The sequence below is a fragment of the Nonomuraea sp. NPDC004186 genome (assembly GCF_053603495.1).
In genome coordinates this window covers 1-5,408 of record NZ_JBSGFQ010000246.1, presented here as the reverse complement: position 1 = coordinate 5,408, position 5,408 = coordinate 1, and the positions used below count along the sequence as shown (strand labels likewise).

6 protein-coding genes are annotated in these 5,408 nt (G+C 73.2%); 4 read left to right on the top strand and 2 right to left on the bottom strand.

The features are described 5' to 3' along the window. Together ACWEPL_RS64800 and ACWEPL_RS64795 are read right to left on the bottom strand one after the other, a co-directional pair. The coding region (locus ACWEPL_RS64800) for a M56 family metallopeptidase (protein WP_452442950.1) at positions 1-882 on the bottom strand (882 nt) is incomplete at its 3' end. Beyond that, positions 879-1,253 (bottom strand): BlaI/MecI/CopY family transcriptional regulator, encoded by a 375-nt coding sequence (locus tag ACWEPL_RS64795; RefSeq protein ID WP_350735128.1) that lies wholly within the window; start codon positions 1,251-1,253, stop codon positions 879-881. The genes ACWEPL_RS64795 and ACWEPL_RS64800, both read right to left, overlap by 4 nt. A gap of 109 nt (positions 1,254-1,362) precedes the next feature. On the opposite strand from ACWEPL_RS64795, the gene ACWEPL_RS64790 reads away from it, so the two are divergent. The 4 genes from ACWEPL_RS64790 to ACWEPL_RS64775 all read left to right on the top strand — a co-directional run. Further along, complete coding sequence (locus ACWEPL_RS64790) at positions 1,363-1,848, top strand: 2Fe-2S iron-sulfur cluster-binding protein (RefSeq protein WP_452442947.1); 486 nt, start codon at positions 1,363-1,365, stop codon at positions 1,846-1,848. After that, positions 1,845-2,807 (top strand): FAD binding domain-containing protein, encoded by a 963-nt coding sequence (locus ACWEPL_RS64785; RefSeq protein WP_452442945.1) that lies wholly within the window; start codon positions 1,845-1,847, stop codon positions 2,805-2,807. The genes ACWEPL_RS64790 and ACWEPL_RS64785 overlap by 4 nt, the downstream gene beginning before the upstream one ends. Beyond that, complete coding sequence (locus ACWEPL_RS64780) at positions 2,804-5,086, top strand: xanthine dehydrogenase family protein molybdopterin-binding subunit (RefSeq protein ID WP_452442943.1); 2,283 nt, start codon at positions 2,804-2,806, stop codon at positions 5,084-5,086. Before ACWEPL_RS64785 ends, ACWEPL_RS64780 begins: the two co-directional genes overlap by 4 nt. A 47-nt stretch (positions 5,087-5,133) precedes the next feature. Further along, positions 5,134-5,408: metal-sensitive transcriptional regulator (locus ACWEPL_RS64775; protein ID WP_452442941.1), on the top strand; the 275-nt coding region annotated here is incomplete at its 3' end.

Sequence of the window (5,408 nt, the reverse complement as noted above, 5' to 3'; positions counted from 1 at the left end):
GAGCCCGCCGAAGAGCTTGGCGTGCAGCGTCCCGGGGTCGTCGGTGAGCAGCCTGGCCCCGGCCGCCGTCAGCTGCACGTTGCGGGTGCGGCGTACGCGCAGGAGCGCGGTGTCGCCGCCGGCGCCGAGCGCGAACGCGGGGGCCCGCCCGGTGGCCAGGCCGACGAGCGCGGCGGCGATCTGCACCCGGGGATGGCGCCGCGCCGCGACATCGTCGGCCAGCAGCTCGATCAGCCGGACGATCTCCGCCTCGGCCGCCCCGAACACGGGCACCTTCGGAAACGCCCTGGCCAGAGTGTGCGCCGCGGCGAGCGCCAGGTGATGCCTGCCGCGCAGGTGGGCGCGCTCGTGCGCCAGGACGGCGGCGACCTGCTCGGGGGTGAGGCTGCGCAGGGCCCCGGTGGTGATGACGGTCTGGGCGCGCCTGCCGGGCAGGCAGTAGGCCAGCCGCTCGTCGTGGTCGAGCACGATCGCGTCGAGGTCGCGGTCGCGCCGGCCGAGTAGGCCGAGCATGGCCGCGTGCGCACGTCGTTCCATGCTCGTCCTGACCAGGACGGCCGCGCCGCACGAGAGCAGCCGCGCCAGCACCGCGCCCGCGGCCAGGAGCGCGCCGGCGCCGGCCACGGTCAGGCCGTCGCCGTCCGACAACATCGCCGCACAGATCTCGAACAGCCCGGCCAGCCCGTGCCCCACGACGTCGGCGGGCACGGCGAAGGCGAACGCGGCCAGGACGGCGGAGGCGACCACGGACGCGCCGGCCGCCTGCCACATCGCGATCGCCAGCCGGGGAGCCCGGTCGGCCCAGCGCGCGGTCCGCATCAGCCGCGGCAGCCAGATCGCGGCGACCACCGTGTAGAGCGCCAGGACGGCGGCTGCGATCACGCCTGCCCGCCCTTGGGCGGGAACACCTGCAGGGCCGCCTCCAGGGCGGTCGCCTCCTCGGGGGTGAGCCGTTCGAGGAAGTGCACCAGCGTGGCGGCCTGGTTGCCGCTGCCGGCCAGCGCGGCCCGCATCAGGTCGGCCGTGTAGGCCTCCTTGGAGGCGACCGGCTCGTAGATGTAGGCGCGGCGGACGGGCTCGCGCTTGAGCAGGCCCTTGGTGTGCAGCTTGTCCATCACGGTCATGACCGTCGTGTAGGCGATGGTGCGCTCCTGCCGCAGTTCTTCCAGCACGTCCCGGACGGAGGCAGGCTGCCGCCGGGCCCACATCCGCTCCATGATGGTGGATTCGAGCTCTCCTAGGCCGCGCGTCATGACGCGAATGCTATCCGCGGTCGTAGTTCCGGAACAGCGCTCATACGGAGGAGGGGTATAGTCGGCCCAGTAAGCCGTACATGAATGTACGAGTTAGAGGGGTTTTCGGATGCCATCCATACAGCTGCGGTTGTCGGTGAACGGCCGCCGGCACGAGCTGGAGCTCGACACCCGCGTCAGCCTGCTCGACTGTCTGCGCGAACACCTCGCCCTGACCGGGACGAAGAAGGGATGCGACCAGGGCGCCTGCGGCGCCTGCACGGTGCTGGTGGACGGCGAGCGGGTCAACTCCTGCCTCGTGCTCGCCGCCCAGTGCCAGGACGCGGAGATCACGACCATCGAAGGGCTCGGCGAGCCGGGACGAGCGCTGCGGGAGGCGTTCGTACGTCACGACGGCCTGCAGTGCGGCTACTGCACGCCGGGGCAGATCTGCTCGGCGGTGGCCATGCTCGCCGAGCACGACGCGGGGGTGCCGAGCGCCGTCGGGGCGGCGAGCCTGACGGACGCCGAGATCAGGGAGCGGCTGGCCGGGAACCTGTGCCGGTGCGGCGCGTACAACGGGATCCTCGCGGCCGTGAGAGAGGTCGCCCGATGAACCCGTTCTCCTACGTCACCGCCACCGACGCGGCCGCGGCCCGCGCCCTCGCCGCCGAGGGGGCGACATACCTGGCGGGCGGCACCAACCTCGTCGACCTGATGCGCGAGGGCATCGAGACGCCGGAACGGCTGGTGGACATCGGCCGGCTGCCGCTGGCCGGGATCGAGGACCTGCCCGGCGGCGGGCTGCGGATCGGCGCCCTGGCCCGCAACACGCGCGTGGCCGCCGACCACCGGGTCCGCGACCGCTACCCGCTGCTGTCCCAGGCCATCGTGAACGGCGCCTCGCCCCAGCTGCGCAACCGGGCAACGGTGGGCGGCAACCTCCTGCAGCGGACCCGCTGCGGCTACTTCTACGACCGCCACTCGGCCTGCGGCAAGCGCGAGCCGGGCGCCGGCTGCGACGCCCTCGACGGGTTCAACCGCATGCACGCCGTCCTCGGCGCGGGGGAGAGCTGCATCGCCGTGCACCCGTCGGACATGTGCGTGGCCCTGGCCGCCCTCGACGCCGTGGTCAACATCGCCGGCCGCGACCCCGTGCCGCTGGTGGACTTCCACCTCCTCCCCGGGGACACCCCGCACGTGGAGACCGTGCTCCGGCCGGGCGAGCTGGTCACGTCGATCGACCTGCCACCCGTCCCTCCCGGCCACTCGGTCTACCTGAAGGTCCGCGATCGGGCCAGTTACGCCTTCGCGCTGGTGAGCGTGGCCGTGTTCACCCACCTGGAGGACGGGCGGGCGAGCCGGGTGCGCATCGCGCTGGGCGGGGTCGCGCCCAAGCCGTGGCGCGCGTACGAGGCCGAACGGCTCCTCACCGGCACCTCGCTCGACGATCACCTCATCGACCAGGCCGCCGAGCGGGCCCTGGCGGACGCGCGGCCGCGCGAGCACAACGCGTTCAAGCCCGAGCTGGCCAGGCGGCTGATCCGCCGAGCCCTGAAGGGAGCCCACTCATGACCCTCGCATCGCGCGGCTTCACCCTCGCCGGCAAGGTGATGGCCGGACTGGCCAGGCTCCTCCCTGACGGCAGGCCCGACCCGCTGGCCCACCAGCGCGCCGAACTGGGCCGCCCCGCCGACCGGCTGGACGGCCCCGCCAAGGCCGCGGGCGCCGTCCGCTACACGGCCGAGCACCGGCTCCCCGGCCTCGTCCACGCGGTGGTGGTGGGCAGCACCGTCGCCAGGGGCCGCGTCACCGCCATCCACGTGCCTCCAGCGCCCGGCGTGCTGCTCGTGATGACCCACCACAACGCGCCCGCGATGAAGCGCACCGCCGCCTACGCCACCCTCCGCGGCCCGCTGGGCGCCGCCGCGATGAGCCTGCCCGTGCTCAACACCGACGAGATCTTCTGGTACGGCCAGCCCATCGCGGTGGTCGTCGCCGAGTCCCTGGAACAGGCCAGGCACACGGCCTCCTTGATCCACGCCGACTACCAGCGGTGGCCCGCCGCCCTGTCGATGGCCGGGCAGCGGCCCTTCACGCCCGCGCACGCCGTACTGGAAGAGCCGGTGACCAGGATCGGCGACCCCCGCACCGCCCCGGCGGCGGTCACCGTCGAGGCCGAGTACGCCACGCCGCTCGAATACCACAACGCGATGGAGCCGCACGCCACCGTGGCCCACTGGGAGGGTGACCGGCTCACCGTCCACGACACCTCGCAATACCCCTACGGGGTCAAGGAGATGCTGGCCAGGAAGTTCTCGCTGGCCGAGGAGAACGTCCGCGTGCTCGCGCCGTTCATCGGCGGCGGCTTCGGCGGCAAGGCCGTCGCCTGGCCGCACGTCTGGCTCGCCGTGGCCGCGGCCAGGCTCTCCGGCCGGCCGGTCAAGCTCGTCCTGTCGCGCGCCGACCTGTTCGCCATGACCGGCGGGCGGGCCCCGACCCGCAGCCGCGTCTCGCTCGGCGCCGACGCCTCCGGGCGGCTCACCGCGCTGGAGCACCACGCCGTGTCGTCGTGCAGCGCCGACGAGTTCGCCGAGGCCGCGGTCATCGCCTCCCGGCATCTGTACGCCTGCCCCAACCTGCACAGCGCCCAGCAGGTGGTACGCCTGGACCGCATCCAGAACGCCTTCTTCCGCGGCCCCGGCGTAGCGCCGGGCTCCTTCGCCCTGGAGTCGGCCATGGACGAACTGGCCTGGCGGCTCGGCCTGGACCCGCTCGAACTGCGCCTGCGCAACGAGCCGGACCGCGACCCGGCCGCGGGCAACCGGTTCACCAGCCGCCACCTGCGCGAGGCGTACCTGCTCGGCGCGGACGCGTTCGGCTGGTCCCGGCGTCCGCCCGTGCCCCGTGCGACCCGCGACGGCCGCTGGCTCATCGGGTACGGCATGGCCGCCGCGATCAACCCCGACGCCGTGCTCATCGCCGGGGTCAGGCTCCGCCTGTCCGCCGACGGCACGGTCACCGTCCGCAGCAGCACCAACGAACTGGGCGCCGGCACCTCGACCGCGCAGAGCCAGGCCACCGCCGACCGGCTCGGCCTGCCCCTCGACCGGGTCCGCTTCGAACAGGGCGACTCCGACGTGGCCAGGACCCGCATCCCCGGCGCCTCGGCCGCCACCACGACGCTCGCCTCGGCCATCTGGTCGGCCCGCGACAACCTAGTCCGCGAGCTGCTGAAACTGGCGCGCGGCACCGGTTCGCCGCTGGCCGGACTGTCGCCCGGCGAGGCGGAGACCCGCGACGGCGGCCTGTTCGGTCCCCGGGGTGGAGAGACCTACGAGCGCATCCTGGCCAGGGCCGGGGTGGACGGGGTGGAGGTGGAGGGCAGGTCGGCGCTGCCGTACCAGACGATCAAGCGCGGCACCTACTCCTACGGCGCGCACTTCTGCGAGGTGCGGGTGGACGAGGACACCGGCGAGACGCGCGTCACGCGCTGGGCCGGGGCGTTCGACGGCGGCCGGATCGTCAACCCCAAGCAGGCCGCCGGCCAGATGCGCGGCGGGATCATCATGGGCATCGGCATGGCGCTGACCGAGGAGGCGCTGCTCGACGAGCGCACGGGCCTGATCGTCAACCACAGCCTGGCCGACTATCACGTGCCCACGCACGCCGACGTGCCCGACATCGACATCCGCTTCGTCGACCGGCCGGACCCGCAGACCCCGCTGGGCGCCAAGGGCATCGGCGAGCTCGGCATCGTGGGCGTGGCGGCCGCCGTCGCCAACGCCGTCCACCACGCGACCGGCAAACGCGTCCGATCCCTGCCCATCACCCCGGACAAGCTCATGTTTTGAATACGGTAGGGGGGTATGGTACGTTCAAGAAGCCGGAAGGGGGAGACATGGTCGGATACAGCGGCAGCAAGCAGGACCAGTTGCGGCGGCTGCGCCGGATCGAGGGTCAGGTGCGGGGGTTGCAGCGGATGGTCGAGGACGACAAGTACTGCATCGACGTGCTGACGCAGGTGTCGGCGGCCACCAGTGCTCTGCAGTCGGTCGCGATCTCCCTGCTGGAGGATCATCTGGCGCACTGTGTCGCCGAGGCCGCCGCCCAGGGCGGGCCGGAGGCTCAGGCGAAGGTCAAAGAGGCTTCCGACGCCATCGCGCGGCTCGTTCG

Coding starts and splice junctions, on each gene's coding strand:
- ACWEPL_RS64795 (WP_350735128.1), bottom strand. CDS start 1,253: ATGACGCGCGGCCTAGGAGAGCTCGAATCCACCATCATGGAGCGGATG.
- ACWEPL_RS64780 (WP_452442943.1), top strand. CDS start 2,804: ATGACCCTCGCATCGCGCGGCTTCACCCTCGCCGGCAAGGTGATGGCC.
- ACWEPL_RS64785 (WP_452442945.1), top strand. CDS start 1,845: ATGAACCCGTTCTCCTACGTCACCGCCACCGACGCGGCCGCGGCCCGC.
- ACWEPL_RS64790 (WP_452442947.1), top strand. CDS start 1,363: ATGCCATCCATACAGCTGCGGTTGTCGGTGAACGGCCGCCGGCACGAG.